This window comes from Streptomyces termitum, assembly GCF_014650175.1.
Taxonomy (GTDB): domain Bacteria; phylum Actinomycetota; class Actinomycetes; order Streptomycetales; family Streptomycetaceae; genus Streptomyces; species Streptomyces termitum.
In genome coordinates this window covers 498061-521612 of record NZ_BMUL01000004.1, presented here as the reverse complement: position 1 = coordinate 521612, position 23552 = coordinate 498061, and the positions used below count along the sequence as shown (strand labels likewise).

General features: G+C 71.9%; 21 protein-coding genes and 1 pseudogene. 13 read left to right on the top strand and 9 right to left on the bottom strand.

Annotated features, from left to right (window positions below):
* The 4 genes and pseudogenes from IE219_RS10915 to IE219_RS10900 all read left to right on the top strand — a co-directional run.
* Window positions 1-200 (top strand): annotated as a pseudogene (locus IE219_RS10915) (hypothetical protein); the annotation flags it as partial.
* Window positions 201-545: 345 nt separating this feature from the next.
* Window positions 546-5114 carry a golvesin C-terminal-like domain-containing protein gene (locus IE219_RS10910; protein ID WP_189976389.1) on the top strand — a complete coding sequence of 1523 codons (4569 nt, stop codon included), beginning with the start codon at window positions 546-548 and terminating at the stop codon, window positions 5112-5114.
* Between the two features lie 290 nt (window positions 5115-5404).
* Complete coding sequence (locus IE219_RS10905; protein WP_229849702.1) at window positions 5405-6472, top strand: peptidoglycan recognition protein family protein; 1068 nt, start codon at window positions 5405-5407, stop codon at window positions 6470-6472.
* 144 nt (window positions 6473-6616) lie between these two features.
* Window positions 6617-7570, top strand: coding sequence for a DUF2690 domain-containing protein (locus IE219_RS10900; RefSeq protein ID WP_189976387.1), 954 nt, complete (start codon window positions 6617-6619; stop codon window positions 7568-7570).
* Between the two features lie 67 nt (window positions 7571-7637).
* On the opposite strand, the gene IE219_RS10895 is transcribed toward IE219_RS10900, so the two are convergent.
* Window positions 7638-8489: an RNA polymerase sigma factor SigF gene (locus IE219_RS10895; RefSeq protein ID WP_229849701.1), complete on the bottom strand. Its 852-nt coding sequence runs from the start codon at window positions 8487-8489 to the stop codon at window positions 7638-7640.
* Between the two features lie 176 nt (window positions 8490-8665).
* Between IE219_RS10895 and IE219_RS10890 the strand changes: the two genes are divergently transcribed.
* Window positions 8666-9088 (top strand): ATP-binding protein, encoded by a 423-nt coding sequence (locus IE219_RS10890; RefSeq protein WP_189976386.1) that lies wholly within the window; start codon window positions 8666-8668, stop codon window positions 9086-9088.
* 33 nt (window positions 9089-9121) lie between these two features.
* Here IE219_RS10890 and IE219_RS10885 read toward each other — a convergent pair whose 3' ends face one another.
* The 3 genes from IE219_RS10885 to IE219_RS10875 all read right to left on the bottom strand — a co-directional run bounded on the left by IE219_RS10885 (window position 9122) and on the right by IE219_RS10875 (window position 10903).
* Window positions 9122-9628, bottom strand: coding sequence for an ATP-binding protein (locus IE219_RS10885; protein WP_229849700.1), 507 nt, complete (start codon window positions 9626-9628; stop codon window positions 9122-9124).
* 314 nt (window positions 9629-9942) lie between these two features.
* Window positions 9943-10104 (bottom strand): DUF5670 family protein, encoded by a 162-nt coding sequence (locus tag IE219_RS10880; RefSeq protein ID WP_189976385.1) that lies wholly within the window; start codon window positions 10102-10104, stop codon window positions 9943-9945.
* Between the two features lie 430 nt (window positions 10105-10534).
* Window positions 10535-10903: a PRC-barrel domain containing protein gene (locus tag IE219_RS10875; RefSeq protein WP_189976384.1), complete on the bottom strand. Its 369-nt coding sequence runs from the start codon at window positions 10901-10903 to the stop codon at window positions 10535-10537.
* A gap of 258 nt (window positions 10904-11161) precedes the next feature.
* Here IE219_RS10875 and IE219_RS10870 point away from each other — a divergent pair, with 258 nt between their 5' ends.
* A complete protein-coding gene (locus IE219_RS10870) occupies window positions 11162-11335 on the top strand; it encodes a CsbD family protein (protein ID WP_189976383.1) in 174 nt (57 codons plus the stop codon).
* 316 nt (window positions 11336-11651) lie between these two features.
* Here IE219_RS10870 and IE219_RS10865 read toward each other — a convergent pair whose 3' ends face one another.
* From IE219_RS10865 to IE219_RS10850, 4 genes are all read right to left on the bottom strand, one after another.
* A complete protein-coding gene (locus IE219_RS10865) occupies window positions 11652-13001 on the bottom strand; it encodes an ankyrin repeat domain-containing protein (RefSeq protein ID WP_189976382.1) in 1350 nt (449 codons plus the stop codon).
* Window positions 13002-13258: 257 nt separating this feature from the next.
* Entirely contained in the window at window positions 13259-14269 is a 1011-nt protein-coding gene (locus IE219_RS10860) for an ABC transporter substrate-binding protein (RefSeq protein ID WP_189976381.1), read from the bottom strand.
* A gap of 14 nt (window positions 14270-14283) precedes the next feature.
* The gene (locus tag IE219_RS10855; RefSeq protein ID WP_189976380.1) at window positions 14284-15057 is read right to left on the bottom strand and encodes an ABC transporter ATP-binding protein; all 774 of its coding nucleotides are present in this window, start codon (window positions 15055-15057) and stop codon (window positions 14284-14286) included.
* Between the two features lies 1 nt (window position 15058).
* Complete coding sequence (locus IE219_RS10850; protein WP_189976379.1) at window positions 15059-16198, bottom strand: FecCD family ABC transporter permease; 1140 nt, start codon at window positions 16196-16198, stop codon at window positions 15059-15061.
* Window positions 16199-16735: 537 nt separating this feature from the next.
* Between IE219_RS10850 and IE219_RS10845 the strand changes: the two genes are divergently transcribed.
* From IE219_RS10845 to IE219_RS10825, 5 genes are all read left to right on the top strand, one after another.
* Window positions 16736-17494, top strand: coding sequence for a class I SAM-dependent methyltransferase (locus IE219_RS10845; protein WP_189976378.1), 759 nt, complete (start codon window positions 16736-16738; stop codon window positions 17492-17494).
* Window positions 17495-17510: 16 nt separating this feature from the next.
* Window positions 17511-18554 (top strand): pyridoxal-phosphate dependent enzyme, encoded by a 1044-nt coding sequence (locus IE219_RS10840; protein ID WP_189976377.1) that lies wholly within the window; start codon window positions 17511-17513, stop codon window positions 18552-18554.
* 67 nt (window positions 18555-18621) lie between these two features.
* Window positions 18622-19443 carry a Rossmann-like domain-containing protein gene (locus tag IE219_RS10835; RefSeq protein ID WP_189976376.1) on the top strand — a complete coding sequence of 274 codons (822 nt, stop codon included), beginning with the start codon at window positions 18622-18624 and terminating at the stop codon, window positions 19441-19443.
* Window positions 19440-20744 carry an MFS transporter gene (locus IE219_RS10830; protein WP_229849699.1) on the top strand — a complete coding sequence of 435 codons (1305 nt, stop codon included), beginning with the start codon at window positions 19440-19442 and terminating at the stop codon, window positions 20742-20744. The genes IE219_RS10835 and IE219_RS10830 overlap by 4 nt, the downstream gene beginning before the upstream one ends.
* Window positions 20745-21017: 273 nt before the next feature.
* Window positions 21018-21617 (top strand): hypothetical protein, encoded by a 600-nt coding sequence (locus IE219_RS10825; RefSeq protein ID WP_189976375.1) that lies wholly within the window; start codon window positions 21018-21020, stop codon window positions 21615-21617.
* A gap of 49 nt (window positions 21618-21666) precedes the next feature.
* On the opposite strand, the gene IE219_RS10820 is transcribed toward IE219_RS10825, so the two are convergent.
* Entirely contained in the window at window positions 21667-22098 is a 432-nt protein-coding gene (locus IE219_RS10820; RefSeq protein ID WP_189976374.1) for a hypothetical protein, read from the bottom strand.
* A gap of 172 nt (window positions 22099-22270) precedes the next feature.
* On the opposite strand from IE219_RS10820, the gene IE219_RS10815 reads away from it, so the two are divergent.
* Both IE219_RS10815 and IE219_RS10810 read left to right on the top strand, forming a co-directional pair.
* The gene (locus IE219_RS10815) at window positions 22271-22501 is read left to right on the top strand and encodes a DUF397 domain-containing protein (RefSeq protein WP_189976373.1); all 231 of its coding nucleotides are present in this window, start codon (window positions 22271-22273) and stop codon (window positions 22499-22501) included.
* 99 nt (window positions 22502-22600) lie between these two features.
* A complete protein-coding gene (locus tag IE219_RS10810) occupies window positions 22601-23545 on the top strand; it encodes a helix-turn-helix domain-containing protein (RefSeq protein WP_189976372.1) in 945 nt (314 codons plus the stop codon).
* Window positions 23546-23552: the final 7 nt, after the last annotated feature.

Below are 23552 nucleotides of genomic sequence, written 5' to 3'. Positions count from 1 at the left end.
GCGTCTCCCAACAGGAGATCGACACCGCACTGGCCGACCTCGCCTGCCGGGAAGAACACCAGGTCACCCGGGTCTGGTTCACGGCCGAGAGCCGTATCCAGGAGGGGTACATACGGGACAACGCCGCGCGGTTGAAGGCGGACCGGCGCTCCCTGGACCGGGTGGTCCGCGTCGCGGAGGCCACGCTCGCCGGTGAGTGAGCCGTTTCCCGAGACGTACGGAGAAAGGGGCGGGGCGCCGACACCACCCTGTCGGCGCCCCGCCCCTTTCCGCGGTCCCGTTCCTCTCTTTTCCTTCCCTTTCCGGCGGTCGTACGGATTCTTTTTCCGGTCCCGGCTCGTCCCGCCCCGCCTTCCCCCGTCCCGTCCCGGTGTTCCCGGGAATCCCGGGGGTCCCGTGGGACGAGACGGGACGTCAGATTCCCTTCCCGCTTCCCCGTTCGGCTCTTGAATGGTCCGGCGATGACGCGGCGGCAATCGCCCGTCGCCTTTCATGCCGACTGTTCATCCGAAGGAATCGTGTTGAGAAGAAGAAGAAACGCGCGGGTGCCCTTGGCGGCACTGGCCGCGAGCATCGTCCTGGGAGGGCTCATACCGGTCGCGGCCCGGGCCGACGCCCCGTCCGGCCCGCCCGAGGGGTCACCGGAGGCGGCTCTGTCCTCGGCCGAGCGGGGCGGACCGGAGGCCGTACCGGACGCGCAGCGCACCGCCGTCCTGGGCGCGGACTACCGCCGGTCCGGCGACCTGGCCTGGACGACCAGCGGCGACGCCCAGGGGTTCCACCTCCTCACCGCGCGGGAGCGCGACGGCTACGCCTGGCAGACGACCGCGACGCTGTCCGAGCCGGGTTTCGACACCGACTCGTGGATCGGCAACGCCTGCGTGACGGGCTCGGGCGAGCGCGCCGTGGTGGTCTACGCCCCCCGGACGTTCACGAACGAGCCGCAGCTGATGGCCCGGGGCGGCTTCACCGCCGTCGTCGACCTGACCACCGGCGCGGTGACCAAGCTGGACCTCCAGGCGTCCCTGTCGCACTACAACCCGGGCTGCGGCGTCGACGAGAAGGCGGTGCTGACGCAGTCGGGCGGCGAGGACAAGGCGGCCACGCGGCTGTTCACCCTGGACGCGGCCACCGGCCGCCTGTCGCGGCCGATCGAGACGGCGGGCCAGGTCACCTCGTCCGTACCGGCGAAGGACGGGACCGTCGTCGGCGCGTCCGGCGGCGAACTGGTCCGGATCGACGCCAAGGGCGCCCGCACCTCGCTGCTGAGGACGGACGGCGTCCCGTACCGGCTGACGCCCGACGCCGACGGCGGCATCGTCTTCCTCGACAAGGCACTCGACAAGGCGCCGGGCAAGGCCGGCAAGAAGGCCGGGAAGAAGACTGGCGGGAAGGCCGAGAAGACCCGGGCCAAGCGGATCAGCGCCGCCGGGATCGCCGCGGCGGACGCCCGCCGCACCACGGCCACGCTGCTCGCCGAGGGTCCGCCGGCCGACACCGGCCTGACCCGCAGCGCGGCCGGCACCGTCTTCCTCACCGGCACGGCCGCCCGGCGCGTCGCGGGGGTACGGCTGCCGAGGACGTTCAAGACCCTCGGTCCGGTCCCGCGCGCCACGCGGGCGTCGACGCTCGGCGAGGCCGCGCTGACCGAGACCCGCTGGGCCGACGGCCAGGGCCAGGTGGTCGGTTCCGCCGATTCCGACGGCGCCCGCCCGGTCGCGGTGAAGCTGACCGCCCTGGACAGCGGACGGGCCGCCTCCTTCGAGGTGGCGCCGGGCCGGCGCGTCGGCGCCCGCATCGACGAGGGCGACCGGCGCTCCCCGGTCCTGGAGTCGCCCTCCGCCGCCAAGCCCTCGACCGGAGCCACGGGAAGCACGGGCACGAAGGCCACCGGCACGAAGGCCACCGGCACGAAGGCCACCGGCACGAAGGCCGCGGCGGCGAGGACCACCGCCGCCACCACGGCCTCGACCGGTACCACCGCGACCGCCGCCCAGGCCCTCGCCTCCACCGGCACCCGTGACGAGATCGTGGAGTCCGAGCGCATCTGCTCCGTCCCGCGCAACGACCCCCGCAACCAGGCCATGCAGCCCAAGCCGCGCCAGGTCGAGTGGGCGGTGAACATGGCGGTCCGCGGCCTCCTGAACACGCACATCAGCCGCCCGGCCAACTGGAAGAACCTGGAGATGCCGGCGTACCAGCCGCAGACCCTCTTCCTGAACCCCGCCCTCGACGGCGGCGGCAGGGTTCCCGCGCAGGTGCTGCTGGGCGTCACCGCGCAGGAGTCCAACATGTGGCAGGCGTCCCGCGTCGCCGTCCCCGGCGTCACGGCGAACCCGCTGATCGGCAACTACTACGGCATCGACCTGTACGACGGGGACGACGTCAACGACTGGGACGTCAACTGGGCCAAGGCCGACTGCGGTTACGGCATCACCCAGGTCACCGACCACATGCGGATGGCCGGCCGCGAGGGCGGCAAGGGCGGTGACGCCTGGGACTACCAGAAGCAGCGGGCCGTCGCGCTCGACTACACCGCGAACGTCGCCGCCGGTCTCCAGATCCTCGTCGACAAGTGGAACACCACTCGCCGCGCCGGGCTGGTCGTCAACGACGGCGACCCCGCCCGGCTGGAGAACTGGACCTTCGCCCTCTGGGCGTACAACTCCGGCTTCTACGAGAACACCGGCTCGGGCCCGTGGGGCGTCGGCTGGGCCAACAATCCCGCCAACCCCGAGTGGGACGCGGGCCGTTCGCCCTTCATGGAGAACATGGCCGGCGGCGAGGAGGCGGCCGACGCCGCCCATCCGCAGGACTGGCCCTACCAGGAGAAGGTCCTCGGCTTCGCCGCGCACCCGCCGTCGTACCTGGAGTCCCCGAACACCATGGTCGCCGCCTTCCGGCCCGCCTGGTGGAACGGCACGCCGGACGACGTCGCCGCCGCCGGTTCGGCGAAGCGGAACCGCGCGCTGGTGAAGCCCCCGGAGGCGCTGTTCTGCTCCCCGGCCAACCAGTGCGCCCCGGACAAGATCGGTGACGGCGCCAAGAACGACCCCAACGCCGGGCCGTGCGGCCACCCCGACTACAAGTGCTGGTGGCACGAGCCGGTGCAGTGGAAGAGCGACTGCTCCTACTCCTGCGGCAACGAGTTCATCCGCTTCCCCGAGACCTGGGCCGAGGAGCCGGACGGCACCGCCTACCCGCCCGTCTGCACCACCTCGACCGGCGGGCTGCCCAGCGGCGCCATCGTCATCGACGACGTGCCCCCCAACACCCGGTCGATCAGGCCCGACTGCCCCAACAGCGCCTGGACCAACGAGGGCACCTTCACCTTCGACTTCGGCAACGGCGAGACGGACTGCCCGCTCTGCGGCACCAACTGGCCCGCCAAGGTGGACCTGCACCAGCTCGGCGCGGGCTTCGGCGGCCACTTCTACTTCGGCCACACCCGCAAGGACGACCTCAAGGGCCAGCGGCTGAAGACGACGGGCACCTGGACGCTGAACTCGAACGTGAACGGCCCCGCCAGGATCTGGGTGCACCTGCCGGACCACGGGGCGCAGACGCGGAACGCCCAGTACACCGTGTACACGTCCAAGGGCGAGCGGACCCGGGTGCTCGACCAGAAGGGCACCAAGAACCGCTGGGTCCCCCTCGGCGCCTACATGTTCAACGGCAGGCCGAAGGTCTCGCTGTCCACGATCACCCCGGACGGCACCGGTGACGAGGACATCGCCTTCGACGCCATCGCGGTCCAGCCGGTCAGCGCCCGGCTCGTCGAGCGGTCCCTGACCGCCGCGGCGATCTTCGACCCGAACCAGGACCTCAACTCCAACATGCCGTGGCTGGTCCACACCCCGCTGCGCACCATGACCACCCTCTACCACTGGGGCCTGGGACACGCCTACCGGGGCCCGAAGTGGGACGACCCCGAGAAGACCAAGGAGGGCATCTCCGCGGCGCCCCGCTGCTTCACGCCCACCCCGGACAGCGGGTGCAGCGGCCAGCAGACCTGGGACATCGCCGCGCGGTGGCGCCAGCAGATCGAGGCCGGCGGCTACGGTCCGCGCGGGGACGGTTCGGCGCCCGACATGTCGATCCCGGTCTGGATGGCCATGTCCAACCTGCGTCCCGACCCGTCCCAGCCCGCCTCCGTGGCCCTGGCGAACGAGGACAGCTACAAGATCAAGAGCGAGGTGGACGTCAGCTTCCTCGTCGACGACAGCACCGGGAAGATCGTTCCCGGCAGCGAGTCCACCGGCTACCGCGTCCGGGTCGGCAACGCCCACCTGCCGCACTTCCTGACCGACATGATGAAGGCGATCGAGGCGGACTACGGCATCCGGACGCCGTACATCGACTACACAACCCAGGACGCCCTGGAGTACGGCCGGACCCTGCGGTCGCAGCCCTTCGCCAACGGCAACACCCCGGGCCAGGCGTACTTCCCGCACCTGCGCTCCGGGCGCCTCAACTCCGACAACACCTGCGTGGACTTCCGCGCGGTGGGCGGCGGCGTGCACGGCTACCGGCCGATGGTCGCCAACACGTACGTCAACGACAACGTCAAGGCGTGGGTGGACACGATCAAGGCCGACCCCCGGACGAACCAGGCCGTCAGGGACTTCGCCGGCGACGCCTACTCCCTGTTCTTCAAGAACGACGGCGAAGTGAACACCTACGGAAGCCAGATCGGCAACGCCCCGCCGATCTGGCAGGAGATCGCGGCGGCGTTCTGCGTGGACGGCAGCGTCAAGTCGACCCACCTCGCGAACAACCGCGACGCCACCCCGTCCAACGGCATCGTCTACCAGAGCTACATGCCGGACCTGTACCTGTACGTCGACGACCGGATGACCGACAACCTCGGCAGGCCGTCGAACGCGCCGATCCGCAAGGGGAACTGGGAGAACTTCTCCAACATCCCCCTCGCCAGCTCCCTGCTCGGGAACGCCTACGGCATCTGCGACGTGACGGAGCGCGGCAGCGGGGGCAACCCCTGGGCCGTCGCCCCGCCCGTACCGCTGATCGGCGACGGACCCTCCTTCCGCCCGACCGAGGTCTTCCACTGCGACGACCTGTACTCCGTCTTCAAGACGAACACGACGCCGTAGGCGCCGGACGAGGACGCGGGCCCCGGTGACCACCGGGGCCCGCCCGCGTGCCCGGGCCCGGTCCGGACGGCCCGGGGCACCCGGCCGCGGACGTCCCGCTCCGGCGCCCGCGTCGGTCCGCCGGTACGCCCCCGGGGTGTGAGAGCGTGCCGGTGACGGCGCCCCGCCCGGTGTCCCACGGTCCCGTGGGACGGCACGGGACGCCGGGACGCCCCTTTCGCCTTGTTCCGGGACCCCGCGGATTCCTACGGTGCGCGAGCGACTCCTCGACGAAACGGACTCTCATGACCATGTCTCCGGTACGACCGCTCCGCCGCCGCTCCCTGCTCACGGGGGCGCTCTCCCTCGGGGCGGCGCTGACCGCGCTGGGTGCGGCGCCCGGGCGGTCGTGGGCCGCCGAGGGGGTGCCGGTCTCCGGCTGCGACGTCTGGGGCGCGCGGCCGCCGAAGAGCCCCGTGAAGGTGCTCGCGGCCCGTCCGCAGAAGATCATCGTGCACCACACGGCGACCGCCAACACGGTCCAGTACGGGCAGGATCGCGCGTTCGCGCTGGCCCGCGCGATGCAGACGTACCAGATGGACACGGAGGGCTGGATCGACACCGGGCAGCACTTCACCATCAGCCGGGGCGCGTTCGTGACCGAGGGCCGGCACGAGAGCCTGGCCGCCCTGGACAGCGGCGCGCGGATGGTCGAGGCGGCCCACTGCACCGGGCAGAACACGGTGGCCATCGGCATCGAGAACGAGGGCACGTACATCAGCGAGGAGCCCCGCCCCGAGCAGTACGCGCGGCTCGTCGACCTCTGCGTCCGGATCTGCCTCCAGTACGGGCTGCGCCCCTACCAGATCTACGGCCACCGGGACTTCAACAACACCCAGTGCCCCGGCGACCGCCTCTACGCCCTGCTGCCGCAGCTGCGCGCGGACGTGGCGGCGCGGACCGGCGGCGACCCCACGGCCCCGGCGTGGCCGGTGCTGCGGGTCGGCGACGCGAACGAGCGCGTACGGGTCCTCCAGTGCCTGCTGGTGCAGCGCGGTGCGGCGATCACGCCGGACGGCTCCTTCGGGCCCGCGACCGACGGCGCGGTGCGCGCCTTCCAGCAGCAGATCGGGGCGGGCGTCGACGGGATCGCGGGGAACCAGACCTGGAACCAGCTGTGCGCGCCGGTCGGCGAGGGCGCGGGCGGCGAGGCGGTGAGGGCGGTGCAGAGCAGGCTGTCCGGCCTCGGTTTCGCGACGACGGCGGACGGGGTGTTCGGGCCCGGGACCGCGGAGCGGACGAGGGAGTTCCAGGAGTCCCGGGGGCTGCCCCGGGACGGCGTCGTGGACGCCCTGACCTGGAGCCGGCTGCTCTCCTGACCCGCCCGGCGCCGGGGTCGGGGGACGGCCCCGGGAAGGGGCTCCGGAAAGGTCGTTGTCATGATCCGGCCGAAGCCGTGGCTGGTATTCTTCACCGGTCTAGGCCAAGGGGTGGACTTGGCCTAAAACAGGGGGAGTTGCATCATGGCAGGGGGACCACAAGCGGCTGAGAACGCCCACGATCCGAGAGGCGCCTTCTTCACCGAGATGCGCCGGATCAAGGACGTCTCGCAGCTCAGCTACAGTCGGCTGGCCGACAGAACGCATTACAGCCGCTCCTCCTGGGAGCGGTTCCTCAACGGCAAACAACTTCCGTCCCGCGTCGCGGTGGAGGAGTTCGCGGCGGCGGCCAGGACGGATCCCTCGGATCTGCTGGCCCTCCTCGACCTGGCCGTGGCCCGCGAGGAGGCATCGCCCCAGAAACAGCCCGGAGCGGGGGCGGGACCCGCGCCCGAGGACCATCCGGCGGCCGAGATCCGGCCGCCCGTGGAAACGGTCGGAGCCTCCTCGGCCCCCGTGCCGGACGGCCCCGTTCCCACCCGGCGGCTGACCCGGATCCAGATCGTCACCACGGCGGTCGGCGTGGTGGCGGGCGGCCTGCTGGGCAGCCTGCTGACGCTCTCGCTCGTCACCCCGGACGGAACGGCCACCGTGGGGGCGAACACCGCCGGAGCGAACGCCTCCGGGGCGAAGGACGCACCGGCGGGCTCGCCCTCCCAGCCCCGTCCGGGCAAGCCGGTCAAGGTCGGCTGCAAGAGCGACACCTGCATGCACCGCGAACCGCAGGCGGAGGACTGCCAGTGGGACGCCACCACGGTGCGGCAGACCTTCCTGCGCGGCATGAGCATCCAACTGCGCTACAGCGAGGCGTGCCAGGCGGTCTGGGGCCGGATAGAGAACGGCGACGTCGGGGACACGGTCGTGATCAGGGACAAGCGCAGCTCGTCCGACGAGGCCACGATCCGCATGGAGCACGACACCTACACCCGCATGCTGGCGGTGGCCCCGGACGCCACGTGGGAGACCATCACGGTCTGCGGCGCGATCCCCAGCCAGAAGGAACAGGAGTGCTCCCCGCTGGGCTCGATCGGCCCCTGAGCCGTCCCCGCGGGACCGGCGTGCCGGGGTCGTACGGCCCCGGCACGCCACCACCCGCGACGGCGGCTCAGGAGACGGCGAGCATGCCCTTGCGGAGCTGCCTCAGGGTGCGCGAGAGCAGGCGCGAGACGTGCATCTGCGAGCAGCCCAGCCGTTCGCCGATCTGGGCCTGGGTGAGCTCCTCGACGAACCTCAGGTGGATGATCCGCCGGTCCCGCTCGTCGAGGCCGGCGATGAGGGGCGCCAGGGCGTGGAAGTCCTCGACGAGTTCCATGCCCGGGTCTTCGCCGCCGATGAAGTCGGCCAGGGAGGCGTCGCCGTCCTCGCCGTCGCCGGTCAGCGCGGCGTCGAGGGAGGAGGAGTTGTAGCCGTTGGAGGCCAGGCGCGCCTCGGTGACCTCCGCCTCGCTCAGGCTCATCAGCCCGGCCAGTTCGCCGTCCGTCGGCATCCGGCCCAGCCGGGTGCTCAGCTCCTCGGTGGCCTTGGCCAGTTCCACCCGGGCCTCCTGGAGGCGGCGGGGGACGTGGACCGCCCAGGAGGTGTCCCGGAAGAACCGCTTGATCTCCCCGACGATGTAGGGCACGGCGAAGGTGGTGAACTCGACCTCGCGGGAGAGCTCGAAGCGGTCGATCGCCTTGATCAGGCCGATCATGCCGACCTGGACGATGTCCTCCATCTCGTCGGCGCGGTGGCGGAACCGCCCGGCCGCGTAGCGGACCAGGCTCATGTTCATCTCGATGAGGGTGTTGCGCGCGTACTGGTGCTCGTGGGTCCCCTCCTCCAGGACCGCGAGCCGGCGGAAGAAGGTCTTCGACAGGGCCCGGGCGTCCTTCGGGGCGACCGCCGCCGGGTCGGGGACCGCCGGCAGCGCTCCCGTCCCGACCCCAACGTTGGTGGCCGACATCGTGGTGACCGTCACGCCTCTCCCCTTTCGCGTCCGCCCCGGTTACCGGGCCTGTGTCCATGTCTCGACGAGGGCCCGCCTACCCCGGAGTCCGGGGAGCAAGCCGGTTCGCTTCGAGAGAATTTCCGGGAGGCCGGGGGGAAGACGGAACCTTCCCCCCCCGGCCGCTCCGAGGGGGAGTGAGGAGAGTCATGGAACGGGATCCCTCCCTGCGGGCCGTCGGATGGGCGCGGACGCTGCCCCTCGGCGGCGACGTGAGGACGGCGCGCGACTGGACGGCCGGGCACCTGGCGGCGCTCGGCTGGGACCGTACGGCACCGGACCTGGTGGACTCGGTGGTGCTGGCGGTCTCGGAGCTGGTCACCAACGCCCATGTGCACGCGCGCAGCGACGCGCAGTTGATCCTGACGTGGGACGAGGAGTGCCTGCACGTGACCGTGCACGACGGCTCGCCCCGTGTCCCCGAACAGCGCCGTCCCGGCGCCGACGCCCTCGGCGGGCGCGGCATGCTCCTGATCGACGCCCTCGCCGACCATTGGCGGGCGCGCTCCTGCCCGCGCGGCAAGGACGTCGTCGTCTGCTTCCGCCCGCCGCCGTCCGCCCGCCCGTCCTGAGGCCCACCGGGCCCCCGGCGGGGACCGGGGCGGTCAGCCGTCCGTGGGCGTCGGCCGGCCGGGCGGGCGCGGCCTCGTGGAGCCGGGGGTGCGGGGTCCGTCGTCCCGGAGCGGGAGCCTGGCGCGGACCCGTTTGCCTCCCGGGGCCGGTTCCACGGTGAGGCTCCCGCAGACGGCGACGACGATCTCGACGCCGTGCTGCCCTATGCGGCGGGGGTCGTGTCCGCGGGCCACGGGGACGGCCGTCCCCCGGTCGAAGACCGAGATCTCCAGGGCGTGCGGGCCCAGCTCCAGGAGGAGCCGGCAGGGCCCTCCGGTGTGCCGGAGGGCGTTGGTGACCAGTTCGCTGACCACCAGTTGCGCCAGTTCGACGCGGTCCTCGGCGACGGGTTCGCGGCAGCCGTCCGCCGCGTCGTGGAGGAAGCCGGCGGTGAAGGCGCGGGCGGACGCGATGGCGCCGCCGTCGGCGCCGCCGCAGACGACGGCCGCCGTCGGCGGTGGGTCCGGCACCGCGCGCTCGGCGGTGATCACGTCCGTCATGGCCCTGCTGCTCCCTCGTGCGGCTCGGTGGGCACCCTGCGCACCTCGGACTCCGCCTTTCCCCGCTCGGCGGTTCCCACACCGTTCTCGTGCCGGATCCCTTCCGTCGNTCGGCGGTTCCCACACCGTTCTCGTGCCGGATCCCTTCCGTCGGCCCCTTCATCAGGTCCTTCGGGGCGGCGGGAGGGGGCCCGCGCCGGTCGAGGCGGAGGACGACTCGGTGCTGTCGGTCCGCGCGCGGACGGGTCCGGTGCCCCCTCCGGAATCCGGAGGGGGCACCGGACCCGTCCGCGTGTGCGCGGGGGGGGCACCGCCTACCAGCGGTACCAGCGGGCCGAGCCTCCCTTGGACCGGGCCACGAAGCCGATCAGCCATACGACCAGCACGATCACGGCGATCCACCAGAGCGCCTTGAGCGCGAAACCGGCTCCGAAGAGCAGCAGGGCGAGCAGGAGAACGAGCAGGAGGGGGACCATGTGCGACGACCTCCGAGGGACGGGTCCCGGGAAACGGGACGGGGGAAGTGGGGTAGGGAAGTGGAGTAGGGAAAGGTCTGGGGAACAGGGCGGCCGGACGGGGAGGGCCGTCCTTCACCGGCGCCCCTCGGGGGGAGAGGGGTCGCGGGGTCGGGCACGAGGTACAGGCCGGGGCGGCGGGCCGGGGTCCGCCGGCTCTCCTCGGAAGCGTGCATGGGAGACGCCTCACCGGAGCGGCCCGGCGCAAACCTCGCCCGCCCGATCGCACCGGCCAGTTTTCGCGGAGCGCGCGTCCCGCCGGAGCCGGTCCGCGACCGGAGGCGGGCGCCGCCGGAGACGTACCGTCCCGGCCCACAACCCCGCCGGAACCGAACCGCTCCGGCTCACGCGCCGCGACGGGACCGGATCTGCGGCACCGGAGATCCGGTAGTCAGATCATCCGGCCGCCGAAAGGACCCCCCATTCCGTAGTACCCGCCCAGTTCGCGGCGGTACTCGGTGTCGTCGAGGTGCTTCTCGCGGTGGAACTCGGGGGCGTCCTTGATCTGTTCCTTGGTCCGGTCGACGTAGACCTTCCGCTCGTCGGGGTCGATCCGGACCACGGTCGAGGCGGGGAGCAGGACCTCCTTGCCGAAGATCCAGACCCCCGTGTCCACGACCAGATAGGCGTCGCCGACCTCGTCGGAGTGCTTGTCCACCTTGCCGATGCCGCCGTCGGTCGCCTCGACCTTGTATCCGGTCAGCACGGTGCCGGCCAGGTGGCCCGAGGTCGAACGGTAGCTCCACATGTCCTCAGTCACGCGAAAACAACTCCTCCGGTAGACACGGCAGACAGGAACGGCCCGTAAAAAGCGGCCTTCCTTCTTTCCGTTCTTCTTTCGGTCTTTCCTTTTCGGCGGTGCGTTCCCCGCCTGGCGTCCGCATGCCCCGGCCGCGGAGTCCCATTCCACCGATCCTCGATTTCCCCGTGATGTGTTCAGCGGGGTTTACCGCCGCGCTTTCCGGTAAGACGCCCTCGCGTCAGAAGGAAAGACCGCACGCACAAGGAGTGATGATTCGTGTCCGGTGAGCAGAAGTCGAAGGCCAAGGGCGAGCAGATCAAGGGCAAGCTGAAGGAGGCCGCGGGGCGGATGACCGGGAACGAGCGCGTGGAGGCGGAGGGACGCGCCGAGCAGGCCAAGGGCGACGCGCGCGACGCCAAGGAGAAGGCCAAGGACGTCTTCAAGCACTGAGGCGCCCGGGCACGGACCGAATCGCCCCGAGGAGGCGGCCGACGGCGGCCAAGGGCAGGATCGCCCACCGGCCCGCGGGGCTCGTACCGACCGCCGCGAGCGGCCTGGTCACGGGCGCCGCGTTCAGACGGGCTACGCGGACAGGGCTGCCGGCGCCTTGGTACGCCTTGTCCGCCCGGCATCTGGGCCCGCTTCGGCGAGGATGACGAACGTCCTTCTCCCGGACCGTCCGGATCGCCCCGGCCAGGGACGGGCCAAGACCTGCCAGGGCCTCGACGGCTTCGCGTATAAGGCCGGTGCGCACGCTGACCGGTCGTCATTCGGCAGGCGAGTTCTCCTTCCGCCACCTCCACCGCCAGAGTTCGTCGACGCGGTGGTCGTGCTCAAAGCCTTCGCCAAGAGGCCCCACCTTCTCGATCGCCTCGGCGGTGCGCGGGTCGTCGCGTAGGGCGAGACCGTAGGCGGCTTCCACCCGTACGGATTGGCTGTCCTCGTCGAGCAACGCCGCCAGGGCGTCGGCGACGGCGAGCGTATGGTCCCGGGAGCCGGAAAGCGCCGCCGCGGCCGCGCTCCGCACGTCGGCGTCCGGGTCCTCGGTCAGCACCAGCAGCGCCGGGATGGCCTCCGGGAGGAGGTCGTCGTCCCGCATGCTCGCCGTGCACGCCCTGAGCCGCACTTCGGCGTCCTGGTCGCGCAAGAGGGTGAGCAGGGCTGTCTTGGCCGCAGAGCTGAGGGAATCGGAGTCCGCGGAGAGGGCGCAGGGCACTTCGCGGCGTACGCGCGGGTCGGGATGGCCGGCGTAGCGCAGACCGATGGCCTCCTGGTCCGGATGGTCGTACTCGGTGAAGGCGTCGAGCACCTTCGCGAGTATCTCGCTCTCCGTCTCCTCGGCCGCCCAGCCGGCCAGGAGTTCGCTCTCCTTCTTCGCGTAGTAGGGGCTGGTGTCTACAAGCCCCCGTATTCTCAAGTAATCCACTACGAACCGGCGATGCGCCAGGTCGGGGCCGTGGCGATGGGCCACCACGGCCGACCAGGTCTCGAAGCTGCGGCGCAGGGTGAGGGTCCAACGGACCGCCGACCAGTTCACATGGTCCTCGTGGGGCGGCTCGACAGCACGATCGATCAGTTCATCGACGGGGGGCAGGATGCGGAAGGCCCACTCCAGCGAGGTGAGGATGGCACCGTGCCCGGCCCGTACGACGAGGCCGCCGAGCGAGACCTGGTCTACCCAGTGGTATTCGCCGTCCTGAACTCGTACCGACGCGGCCGGTCCCGGCGCGCCCGTCCTGCGCCGTAGTTCCTCGGCCTCACCCGTCTCGTACCAGCCCCGGGCCAAGGCGAGAAGTTCTTCACGGGCTGCTTCCGAAAGCCGCAGGCGGGGCTCATTGCCCAGCACCGCGGAGAAGACCGCCAGGGAGCCTCCGTCGACGGCGCGCCACAGCGGTGTGGTCCCGTCCGGCAGCGCCCGGTCAGGGTCCGCGCCTGCCTCCACCAACGCTTCGGCGACCGGCGCGTCATATGCCGCCACGGCCCCGCACAGCACCGGAAGCCCGTCCGCGTCCACCGTGTCCGGATCCGCGCCCCGATCCAACAGGTCCCGCACTGCCTCGGCGTCCCCCGCGCAAACCGCCGATCTGAGGCGAAAGCCCAGTCCAACCTCGCCCATACTCCCGTTCCCCCCACTCCGAATGACGTCGCCGGCCCGCCGAACAGAACCCTAACCACGGGGAGCCCCATCCGGCCGCCGGGTTCGTTGTCGGGATCGCGACCGTCCACCGCTGCATACGCGAAGCCGTCGAGGCCCTGGCAGGCCAAGGGGCCCTGGGGCCCGGCGTCCCCCTGGCCTACCGCGACGGCCCCCGGCCTCGTCACCGTTCGCTCCACGCGCGAGGACCGACGTGCGGCCGATGCCCGGCCGTCCCGTCAGCGCTCGATCCCGCGCAGGTACTCCGCGAACTTCTCCAGGCCGTCGATGGTGCGCGGCCCGCTGATGCCCTCGTTGTAGTCGAGGACGAAGAAGTTGTTCTTCCTGACGGCGGGCAGCCCCTTCGTGCGGGGGGACGTCCGCAGGAAGTCGATCTTCTTCTGTGCGGACAGGTCCCCGTAGTCGAGGATCACGACGACCTCCGGCTCCGCCTCGGCGACGGCCTCCCAGTTCACCTGTGTCCATCGCTGGTCGAGGCCGTCGAAGACGTTCCTGCCGCCGGCGGTCTTGATGATGTCGTTGGGCGGCACCTGGCTGCCCGCGGTGAAGGGCCGGTCGGTGCCCGAGTCGTAGAGGAAGACCGGGACCGGGGTGCCCCCGGGCGCCTTCGCCCTGACGGCCTCCACCCGCTTCTTCAGCCCCGCGACGACCTCCGCCGCCTTCTCCTCGACCCGGAAGATCGCGCCCAGCCGGTCGAGGTCGGTGTAGAGCGCTTCGAAGGGGGTGAGCCTCTCCGGGTACCCGGGGTAGTTGAAGCAGCTCTCGGCGTGCATGAAGCTCTGGATGCCGAGCCGGTCCAGGATCTCCGGGGTGATGCCCCGCTCGTCCTTGAAGCCCGAGTTCCAGCCGGCCAGGACGAAGTCGGCCTCGGCCTCGACCACGATCTCCTTGTTGAGGAGGTCGTCGCTGAGCATCTTCACCTTGGCGTAGTCGGCGGCCCACGGGGACTCCTCCACCGGCGGGTTCGCGGGCGGCATCACGTAGCCGTACACGTGGTCGGCCAGTCCGAGGCTGAACAGCTTGTCGGCGCTTCCGCCCTCGTACGCCACGGCGCGCCGGGGAAGCGTGTAGGAGACCGGCTCGCCGCACCTCTTGACGGAGACCTTCCCGGACGCGTCGGCGTCCGTCTCCACTTGGGCTCCGCAGCCGCCGAGCAGCAGGGCGGCCGCGAGCGCGGTGCCGAGGGCGGTGCGCCGGCGCGCCGGGCGGGGGGTTCGGGTCACATCCATGCTGGTGGTGCCTTTCACGGGGAGGGAGCGAGCGAGTACAGCAGCTGGGGGTCACCCGTCAGCGGGTGGGACACGACGGCGGCCCTGACGCCGAAGACCTCGTGCACGAGGTCCGTGGTGAGGACGGCCTCGGGCGTGCCGGCGGTGACGAGGCGGCCGTCGTGGAGGACCCCGAGGCGGTCGCAGGCGGCCGCGGCGAGGTTGAGGTCGTGCAGCACGATCAGGACGGTGAGTCCCGAGTCCCGCAGGAGCGAGAGCAGTTCGACCTGGTGGTGTACGTCGAGGTGGTTGGTCGGCTCGTCCAGCACCAGGATCGCGGGCTCCTGGACGAGCGCCCGGGCCAGCAGGACGCGCTGGCGCTCTCCGCCCGAGAGCGTCAGGACTCCGCGCCGGGCGAGGTGGCGGATGCCGAGCCGGTCCATCGCGCGTGCGCACAGGTCCCGTTCCCGGCGGCCGAGCGCCCGGTTGCCCCGGAGGTGCGGCGCGCGCCCGAGTGCGACGGCCTCCTCGACCGTGAAGTCGACGTCGACGGCGCCGTCCTGGACCATGGCCGCGACGAGTCGCGCGGAGCGGCGCGCCGTCAGCCGGGACAGGTCCTCGCCGCCCACCCGCACGGTGCCGGTGCTGGGGCGCAGGGCGCGGTAGACGCATCTGAGGGCGGTGGACTTGCCGCTGCCGTTGGGGCCGACCAGGCCCACGACCTGGCCGGTCCCCACGGTCAGGGACAGGTCGCGCACCAGGCTCCTGCCGTCGGTGACCACGGAGAGCCCTTCGAGTCCGAGTTCCATCTCAACTCCCCCCGAACAGGTAGGCCCTGCGGCGCATCAGCGTGAGGAACACCGGGACCCCGACGAGGGCGGTGATGACGCCCAGGGGCAGTTCGCGGGGCGCCATCAGAGTCCGGGACACCAGGTCGACCCCGACCATGAAGACCGCTCCGGCCGGCGGCGCGACGGCCAGCACGCGCGCGTGCGTGGCGCCGACGACCATGCGCACCACATGGGGCACGACCAGTCCGACGAAGGCGACGGCGCCGCTGACGGCGACCATCACGCCCGTCATGAGCGAGACGAGGGCGAGCAGGGCCTTGCGGTGCCGGTCGGGGTCGATGCCGAGGCTCGCGGCGGTCTCGTCCCCGAGGGCCAGCACGTCCAGCGCCCGGCCGTACCGGTACAGCACGACGAGACCGGGGAGGACGACCGCGGACACGACCGGGAGCGCGCCCCAACTCGCGGCGCCGAAGCCGCCCATGGTCCAGTACAGGACCATGCCGGTCGCCTCGCCGTCCGGTGCGGAGTAGATCAGCAGGCTCATCACCGCCTGGAGGCCCAGCGACACGGCGACGCCCGTGAGGATGAGGCGCAGGGGCGAGAGCGCGCCCCGGCCCGCGGAGACGGCGTAGACGAGGACCGACGCGGCCAGGGCTCCGGCGAAGGCTCCGGCCGACACCGCGTAGACGCCCAGCGCCGCCAGCCCTCCGGTGACGGTGACGGCCACGGCACCGGCGGAGGCTCCCGAGGAGACGCCCAGGACGAAGGGGTCGGCGAGCGCGTTGCGCACCATGGCCTGGACGGCCACGCCGACCGCGCTCAGTCCGGCTCCCACGAGGGCCGCGAGCAGCACCCGTGGCGTACGGATCTCCCAGACGATCTGATACGCGGTCACCTCGTGCGCGGCGACGCGGCCGCCGCTCACGGCCGCCCACAGGTACCGGGCGGTCTCCCCCGGCGTGATCACGGCGGCCCCCAGGCCGATGGCCGTCACGATCGAGACCAGGAGAACGGCGAAGAGGGCGGCGCAGACGAGTACCAGCCCCTTGCGGGAAGCGAGCAGACCCCTCGTACCGCTCGGGGGTTCGGGGAGGGGCTCGCCGGCCGACGGGTCGGCGGCGCTGCTCGCCGACGGCGCGGCGATCGCTGGCGGTGACATGGGAATCGACCTTCCGGATCGTACGGAACGGGCGGACGGGACGGGCGTACGGGACGGGCGGCACCCACCCGCGAGAGGGAACCCACTCGGGGCGGGCCGAAGAGGCGGGGCGTGCCGGAGAGCGGGGAAGTCCCGCCGTGCGGCTTCGGCCGGCCGGAATCCTTCTCGTCTCCCACCGGTCCGCACCCCCGCGGGGCGGTTCCGCACGGGCTCCCGTCCGGGATGACAGCGGGAGCTTATATGAAAACGATAACCACTACCAGCCCTCATCGGAGCCGCCGCGAGGGATGCACGGCGGGGGCGGTTCGACACCCGGGCACCTCGCCGCGGAGGGTCATTCCGATGTTGACAATCATTTTCATTATGCTTCATGCTGCTCAGGTTCCTCATCCGCCGCCCCGCACAACGGCGCGGCAGGAGAGGGCACTTCAGCTGTGCTCCCCCGGTGCGGACCAAGGAGCGGCGGTACGCCCCCGACGGCGCCGCGGCCCGTTCGTGCCCCTCGTCCTCATCTCTCCCCAGACCCACGGAGGATCCATGACCGACCGGACCGCCACGTCCCGGAGCGACCTGCGCGCGCTGCTGGACTCCCTGCCCGACACGCTGCCCCGGGACGAGATCCTGGCCGTCAACAGCGGCTCCGGGTCCGACGTCCACACCGAGCGGACGTACGCGTACAACGGCTGGTCCTTCACCCTGCCGCCGGGCGTCTTCGAGCCGGGCGACACCAGCCGCATCGTCCACGACCGCCTCCTGGACGGCACGATCCCGGTGAAGGGCCGCTCCTACGCGGCGATGGGCGTCGGCCTCGGCGTCGAGGCCGTCATCGCCGGCACCCTCGGCGCCCGCGAGATCTACGCGGCCGACGTCCACCCGGACAGCGTGGCCACCGCCGCCGCCCACTACGGGCGCATCGTCGGGGACCGGGCCGGCACCGTCTTCCGGCCGCTGGTGTCCCACCTCTTCGAGGAGTTCCCGGACTCCGCGCGGCTGGACGTCATCACCTTCAACCCTCCCGCCGTCAGCATCCGGACGAGCGACGACCCCACCGTGGTCCGGAACGTGTGCGTGGGCGCCGAGATCGTCCTGCGCTTCTTCGACCAGATCGCCGGCCGGGACCTGCTCGCCCCGGAGGGCGAGATCCACCTCGTCGTGTCCAACACCTCCGAGCTGAAGCGGATCGTCGGCCACGGCATCGACGCGGGCTTCCGTCCCTCCGTGCTCCACCGCCGGACCTGGGAGGGCGACGACTGCCAGGCGTACCTGTTCACGTTCGTCCGCGCCGACACCGCCTGACCGGGAGGGGGACGCCATGCACGAACACATCGCCGAGGCCGTCAAGGAACCCGACGTCGTCACCGTTCCGCCGGGCGCGATCTGCCTCCGCTTCGAGACCATGAAGCTGTACTCCGCGCTCGGCGCGGTACGGCACCTGCTGGAGACCGGGCAGATCCAGCCCGGCGACACCCTCGTCGACAGCTCCAGCGGCATCTACGCCCACGCGCTCGCCCTGGCCTGCCACCGCTACGGCCTGAACTGCCACATCGTCGGCTCGACCACCGTGGACCGCACCCTCCGCGTCCAGTTGGAGGTCCTCGGCGCGACCCTGGAACAGGTACGGCCCTCCAAGGACCTCCGCCTCGACCAGAACCTCCGCGTCCAGCGGATCGGCGAACTGCTCCGCGAGCGTCCGCACTACCACTGGATGCGGCAGTACCACGACGCCGTCCACTACCTCGGCTACCGCGACGTCGCCGACCTGATCCGCAAGGAAGTCCCCGAGGGCCCCCTCTCGCTCGCCGGCGGCGTCGGCACCGGCGCGTCCACCGGCGCCATCGCCACATACCTGCGCGAGGCCGGCCGCGACGTGACCCTCGTCGGCGTCCAGCCGTTCGGCAGCGTCACCTTCGGCTCCGAGCACGTCTCCGACCCGGACATGATCATCGCGGGGATCGGCAGCTCCATCCCGTTCCGGAACGTCCGGCACGACCTGTACGACCGCGTGCACTGGGTCAACTTCGACCACGCCATGTCCGGCGCCGTCGCCCTCCTCCGCGCGGGCGGCATCTTCGCCGGCCTCTCCGCGGGCGCCGCGTACCTGGCGACGCTCTGGGAGCGGGAGCGGGCCCCCGACCGCACGCACGTCTTCCTCGCCGCCGACACCGGGCACCGCTACGTCGACAGTGCCTACGCCCACCACGCCGCGGCACGGGGGCTCGGGACCATGCGGCCCCACGAGGTGACGACGAGGGGCGAACTGCGGCACCCGTGGTCCGTCATGGACTGGCCCCCCGCCGCCGGTGCTCCCCCACGCGGCACGCCCGCCCTCGTGCCCGGCACCGCCCGCCATCCGTGACGAAATACGGCCCCGCACCCGCACGCACCGGAAAACCCACCGTACCCACCAGAAAAGGAGAGCACCCATGCCTCCCGCACCACCGCGGTCCCTGCCGGAACTCCAACAGGCCGTCCTGGCAGGGGTCTTCGGGCCGCCCCCCGGCGAACTGACCGTCACCAGCGCCTTCTGGATCCACCACACCACCCGCCTGCCCGGCGGCCGGACCACCTATCGCAACCAGTACGTGCTGCTGCGCTCCGGGGACTCCTTCGGCGCCTGCTCCTTCGAGGCGGGCGAGATCGCCCCGGACTTCTGCGCCGACGCCTCCGGACGCGCCCTGGACGCCCTGATCCGCCACGCGTGCGCGCCGGTGCGCGTCGCCGCGCTCGACGCCTACCTCGGCCGTGTGCTCCCCCACCGTGACGCGGAGGACGCCGAGGCCGTCACCCTGCCGGCCGGCCCGCCGGAGCTGCGGGCCGGGGCGAGGGACGCGGCCGTCGCCGGTCTCCTCGACGTCGCGCCGGGGGCCAAGGTCGCCTTGATCGGCGTCGTCGACCCGCTGGTGGCCGCGATACGCGAGCGCGGCGGCGTCCCGCTGCCGTGCGACTTCAACCTGCGCGCCACCCGCTGGGGCGACCCCGTCACCGACGACATGGACCGGGTGCTGGCCGGGGCCGACGCGGTCGTCGCCACCGGCATGACCCTCGTGAACGGAAGCTTCGACCGGATCGTCGGACACTGCCGCGAGCGGGGACTCCCGCTGGTGGTGTACGCCCAGACCGGCAGCGCCGTCGCGCGCGCCTTCCTGGGCTCCGGCGTGACCGCACTGTCCGCCGAACCCTTCCCCTTCTCGCAGTTCAGCGCCGACGCCACCACGCTGTACCGGTACCGGGCGGAGCGGGCATGAGCGGCGGGACCGGCGGGCCGGGGCCGACCGCGCGGACGGGCGGGCGGCGGCCGAAGAGCGCGAGCGGCACGGGCCCCGGCACGTCGTCCGGGACCGCCGCCGTCCCCGGCGACCTGGCGATGGTCCGGGTCCTGTGGCCCTTCATGCTGGCCTCCGCCGTGGGTCTGGTGCCCTTCACCGTCTACAGCACCTTCCTCGTGCCGCTCGCCGAGGCGTCCGGCGGCGGTGTCGCGGCCCTGGGCCAGCTGCGCGGGCTCGGCGGCCTGGCCGCCCTCGTGGTGGGCACCGCCCTCGCGCCGCTGGTCGACCGGGTGCGCCGGGAGCGGGCGGCCGCGGGCGGCCTCGCGGTGCTCGCGGTGTCGGCGGCGCTCGGCGCGAGCGGCGAACTCCTGCTGCTGGCCGCGTTCTGCCTGCTGGTCGGCGCCGGCACGGCCGTGCTCAACCCCGCGCTGACCGCCGCCGCGGCGGACCGGTTCGCCGACGACGCCGCGGCGGGCCGCGCCGCCACCCTCGTCACCGCCACCCAGTCGCTGGCCGCGCTGCTCGCCGCGCCGCTCGTGGCCCTGCCCGCCCTGGTGTGGGGCTGGCGGGGCGACCTGTGGGCCGTCGCCGCGCTCTGTGCCCTCCTCGCCCTGTACTTCCTCCTGCGCGGACGCCGAAGGGCCGGACCCGGGGCCGCCGAGCAGCCGGAACGGCCCGGCTACCTGGAGTCCTTCCGGCTGCTCGGCGCCCTGCCGGGCGTGGTGCCGCTCCTCCTCGTCGCCCTGCTGCGCACGGCCGCGTTCATGGGGTACCTCGCCTACCTCGCCGCCTTCTACGACGAGCGGTTCGGGCTCGCCCCCGAGCCGTTCGCGCTCGTGTGGACGCTCAGCGGCGCCGCCTTCTTCCTCGGCAACCTGCTCGCCGGAAGGCTGCTCGGCTCCGGCGGGACCACGGTGTCGGCGGAACGCCTGATGGCGTGCGGGCTGGCCGTGGCACTGGCCTCGCTGGTCGGCGTCTTCCTCGCCCCCACCCTGTGGCTGGCCCTGCCCCTCACCGCCCTGGTGGGCGCCGGCCACGCGACGGCCGCAGCCTGCGTCACCACCTCGCTGGTACGGCGCTGCGGCTCCCTGCGCGGCACGGCCCTGAGCGTCAACGCCGCCGGAATGAGCTTCGGCGTCTTCCTCGGCGCCGGGCTGGGCGGTACGGGCCTGGCCCTCGGCGGATTCGCCGGTACGGCGGGCGCCCTCGGCGCACTGACCCTCGCCGCCCTCCTCCTCGCCCGCACCGCGGCCCGCGCTCCGGCACCCGCCGAGAACTGACCGGAAACCCGCCCCGGCCGAACCCACCCGCGCATCCCGCCGACCAGCCCACCCCCGACGTCACCCGGCGACACCCGACGGCACGACCGTCGCCACCGAACTCAAGGTGAAGGCCCGCCGGACTTGCCCCGGCATCTGTGGATTCCGGCATAAATTCCGCCAGGAATCGGACATTCACTGACGGACGGGTTGCCCGGGCCGGACGCGTCGGCAGACGCTCGCCGGGCGGCCTCCGACCGGCGGGGCGCCCGTACTCAGGGGGGATCGAACGCGATGGCACGTGAACGCGCGATGTGGCGAAAGGCCGTGGTGGGAGCCGCGCTGCTCGCCTCCGTACTCGGAGGGGCATGGCCCGCCTCGGCGGCGACCATGCCGGGGTTCCTGGACCCGTCGGAGATGCCGCCGGACCCGTTCTCCGCCTGGCACTGGTCCTCTTTCCCCTCCGAGGGCTTCTACGAGCCCCTGTGCATGGACACCCTGGCGTTCCCCGCGCAGGACATGTGGAAGGCCGAGTACTCCACCCCGGAGACCGCCGCCGGCGCCCAGGTGTCGGTGGTCCTGCCGTCCGAGGCCGAGGCGGCGCAGTTCGCCGCCCGGGCGGAGCAGGCGGTGGCCGGCTGCGCGGCCCGCCGTGAACAGCAGTACCCGGGCGTCCCCGTCGCCTTCACCGACCACGGCACGGTGGCCGTGGAGGAGGGGGCCCACGTCTACGGCATCGGGTACCAGGGCGGCTGGGGCTACCAGAACCAGTTGATCGCGGTGGGGCGCGACGGCGACACCGTGACGCTGGTGACGTGGGAGAGCAACTGGGGCACGCCCCCGGTCGCCGCCTTCAAGAGCACGGTCACCACGGCCGTGAACAAACTGCGCTGAGCGAGCGCCCGGCCGACTCCCCACCACACGGAGTCGGCCTCGGCGCACTTCACGCCGCCCCCCGTCGTCCAGCACCGGGGCCCGCCGGTGACGCGCCGGCCCCGGAGCCGCGGGCGACGCCGGGCGGGGCGGCGGCGTCGAGCCGGTGATCGACTCTGCCGGGACCGGGTTCGCCCGTGCAGCCGTCGGTGCCGCAGCACTTGGGCGGCTTCCGTATCGGCCGGTCGCGCGAGCCGAGGGCCGCGGTGAGGACCTGCGCCTCGTCCACCGCCAGGGGTTCCTTCGCGGCGGGCCGTGCGACCGGATCGCCCCCGCCGTGGTCGACGCACCGACCGAACCGGGCGCAGGCGGCATTCCAGACGGCGCGGCGGCCCTCGTCGACCAGGTTCCAAGAGCCCGGCGCGCATGAGTTGAATGAAGGCCGCGTCCCGAACTTGGCCGCACAGAACTCATCAAGAGAGCCGCCGATCTCGAAGTCCAAGAAAGTCGATAATCATATTGTTCGAATATTGCACTCGAACTGCACCCTTTCGGGGAGATGCCTCAGCACGAGGGAGATCCTAAGCTTGCATGCGAGACGAGAGGGGTTCCCCTATGGGAATCGTTCCCGTGAAGCTTGAGGGCGGAAGCCCTAGAGGAAAGGGATCTTTCAGGTGACTTTCGAGAACGGCGTGCGTGCCGACGAGATCAAGGGCGCCCGCTGGCGGAAGGCGAGCGCGAGTACCGGTAAAGGGGAGTGCGTCGAGGTGGCCGCACTGGGCAAGGGCGAAGTCGCCATGCGGAACTCCCGATTCCCCTCGGGGCCCGCGCTCGTCTTCACCCCCCAGGAGTGGACCGCCTTCCTTTCGGCCGCCAAGGCGGAGGAGTTCGACACTCTTACGTGACGAAGTGAACGTCGCGTAAGGCGTTGGCCATAATTTGTGGTGGCGGGCGTACTCCAGGCATTCTGGCGGTCAAGTGACGCCTCAATGCACGGAGATCGTATGCCCGCCGCCCGTCAGCAGCCGTTCGGCAGTGACGCTTCTGTCTTCCCGCTGCAGGCCGGCGGTGACCACCTCAGCGGCAGGATGCTCGGGGAAGAGCTTCGCGACCACAGGGTGAGGCGGGGGTACACCCTGGCCGAGGCGGCACGGGTGATCCGCGGGTCGACGTCGAAGGTCAGCCGGCTGGAGAGGGGGGAAAGCCCCGTCAAGTACCGGGACCTGGTCGACCTGGCGCGTTTCTACAACGTCTCACGCGCCGAGCAGGTGCACCTGGACCAGTTGTACCAGCAGACCTCGAACGAGGACCTGCACGCCAGGTTCGCGGACGTCACCCCCCACTACCTCAAGCGCCTCATCCGGCTGGAACGGACCGCGAGCTGGATCACGGTCTACGAGCACCGGGTGATGCCGGGGCTCCTGCAAACCGAGGACTACGCCCGCGCGGTGACCCGTCTGATAGAGATCGACCTCTCGGACGGCGACATCGACCGGGTCGTGCAGCAGCGGATACAGCGCCAGGAGATCCTCCAGTCCGCTCCGCCCGGCTTCGTGGCCCTGATCCACGAGTCCGCCCTCTACACCCAGTACTGCGACCCGGCCGCGATGGCCGAACAGATCCGTCACCTCATCCGGCTGAGGGGCCGTCCCAAGGTCAATGTGTGGGTCTTGCCCATGGAGTACATCGCCCCGCCCACGTCCATCTTCCACATGAAGTTCGACGACGGCGAGCACAAGGAGCTGGCGTACGCCGAGCATGCGGACGGCGCGCACTACATCACCAACAGAAGCCAGCTCGACCGCACCCGGAAGATGTTCGTGAGGCTTCGGGACGCCGCCTACGAAGACGACAGGGGAGGCGCGTCGGAGACCGACCGCAACCTTGAGGCGCTGGAGGCGGCCCTTTCCCACTGGGAGAAGCTGGTTCCTGCGGGGCGCCCGGAGTAGCGGTGCT

Excerpts from the sequence above, each read along its gene's own strand:
- IE219_RS10885 (WP_229849700.1), bottom strand. The coding sequence starts at position 9,628 with ATGACGGACGTGATCACCGCCGAGCGCGCGGTGCCGGACCCACCGCCG.
- IE219_RS10880 (WP_189976385.1), bottom strand. The coding sequence starts at position 10,104 with ATGGTCCCCCTCCTGCTCGTTCTCCTGCTCGCCCTGCTGCTCTTCGGA.
- IE219_RS10905 (WP_229849702.1), top strand. The coding sequence starts at position 5,405 with ATGTCTCCGGTACGACCGCTCCGCCGCCGCTCCCTGCTCACGGGGGCG.
- IE219_RS10840 (WP_189976377.1), top strand. The coding sequence starts at position 17,511 with ATGCACGAACACATCGCCGAGGCCGTCAAGGAACCCGACGTCGTCACC.
- IE219_RS10890 (WP_189976386.1), top strand. The coding sequence starts at position 8,666 with ATGGAACGGGATCCCTCCCTGCGGGCCGTCGGATGGGCGCGGACGCTG.
- IE219_RS10810 (WP_189976372.1), top strand. The coding sequence starts at position 22,601 with ATGCCCGCCGCCCGTCAGCAGCCGTTCGGCAGTGACGCTTCTGTCTTC.
- IE219_RS10825 (WP_189976375.1), top strand. The coding sequence starts at position 21,018 with ATGGCACGTGAACGCGCGATGTGGCGAAAGGCCGTGGTGGGAGCCGCG.
- IE219_RS10835 (WP_189976376.1), top strand. The coding sequence starts at position 18,622 with ATGCCTCCCGCACCACCGCGGTCCCTGCCGGAACTCCAACAGGCCGTC.
- IE219_RS10845 (WP_189976378.1), top strand. The coding sequence starts at position 16,736 with ATGACCGACCGGACCGCCACGTCCCGGAGCGACCTGCGCGCGCTGCTG.
- IE219_RS10830 (WP_229849699.1), top strand. The coding sequence starts at position 19,440 with ATGAGCGGCGGGACCGGCGGGCCGGGGCCGACCGCGCGGACGGGCGGG.
- IE219_RS10860 (WP_189976381.1), bottom strand. The coding sequence starts at position 14,269 with ATGGATGTGACCCGAACCCCCCGCCCGGCGCGCCGGCGCACCGCCCTC.
- IE219_RS10850 (WP_189976379.1), bottom strand. The coding sequence starts at position 16,198 with ATGTCACCGCCAGCGATCGCCGCGCCGTCGGCGAGCAGCGCCGCCGAC.
- IE219_RS10900 (WP_189976387.1), top strand. The coding sequence starts at position 6,617 with ATGGCAGGGGGACCACAAGCGGCTGAGAACGCCCACGATCCGAGAGGC.
- IE219_RS10855 (WP_189976380.1), bottom strand. The coding sequence starts at position 15,057 with ATGGAACTCGGACTCGAAGGGCTCTCCGTGGTCACCGACGGCAGGAGC.
- IE219_RS10865 (WP_189976382.1), bottom strand. The coding sequence starts at position 13,001 with ATGGGCGAGGTTGGACTGGGCTTTCGCCTCAGATCGGCGGTTTGCGCG.